The sequence below is a fragment of the Neorhizobium puerariae genome (genome assembly GCF_042429745.1).
GTDB lineage: Bacteria > Pseudomonadota > Alphaproteobacteria > Rhizobiales > Rhizobiaceae > Neorhizobium > Neorhizobium puerariae.
On sequence record NZ_JBHMAA010000070.1, the window covers coordinates 1 to 794 of the forward strand.

1 protein-coding gene and 1 pseudogene are annotated in these 794 nt (G+C 67.6%); both read left to right on the forward strand.

The genetic code is table 11. The annotated features are described in order from the left end of the window. Positions 1-129: pseudogene (locus ACFFP0_RS30985) on the forward strand (sugar phosphate isomerase/epimerase); the annotation flags it as partial. A 75-nt stretch (positions 130-204) separates the two neighbouring features. After that, the coding region (locus tag ACFFP0_RS30990; protein ID WP_377266084.1) for a Gfo/Idh/MocA family protein at positions 205-794 on the forward strand (590 nt) is incomplete at its 3' end.

Sequence of the window (794 nt, forward strand, 5' to 3'; positions counted from 1 at the left end):
GAGGACGGCGCGCGCGAGGGGGCCGAGTTCGTCAGGGCGCATATCATCCGCGTCACCGAAAGGGCCTTCGACGATTTTGCCGCCGGCGGCACCGACGAGGCCGCCAACCGCCGGATGCTCGGCCTGTGATTTTTTTCTTCTCCCCGGCGGGGAGGCCGGGCTCGCGGCGCCACCGCAGGCCAATTTCTTCATGGAGAGATGATTATGACGATCGAGGGCAAGGACGGTGAGGAGCGGAGCGCGCGCATCCGGCTCGGCATGGTGGGGGGCGGGGCTGGCGCGTTCATCGGCGCGGTGCATCGCATGGCGGCGCGGCTGGACGACCAGTTCGACCTGGTTGCGGGGGCGCTCTCGTCGACGCCGGAAAAGGCGGCCGCCTCGGGCCGGGAGCTCGGGCTCGATCCGTCGCGCACCTATGGCAGCTACAGGGAGATGGCGATCCGCGAGGCCCGCCTGAAGGACGGCGTCGAAGCGGTTTCGATCGTCACGCCGAACCACGTTCACTACGATGCGGCGAAGGAATTCCTCAAGCGCGGCATCCACGTCATCTGCGACAAGCCGCTGACCTCCAATCTCGCCGACGCGAAGAAGCTGAAGGCGCTCGCCGACGAAAGCGAGGCGCTGTTCATCCTCACCCATAACTATACCGGCTACCCGATGGTGCGGCAGGCGCGCGCGATGGTTGCCGGCGGCGATCTCGGCAAGGTCCGCGTCGTGCAGGTGGAATATCCGCAGGACTGGCTGACGGAGGCCGTCGAGCAGACCGGCGCCAAGCAGGCGGTGTGGCGCACCGA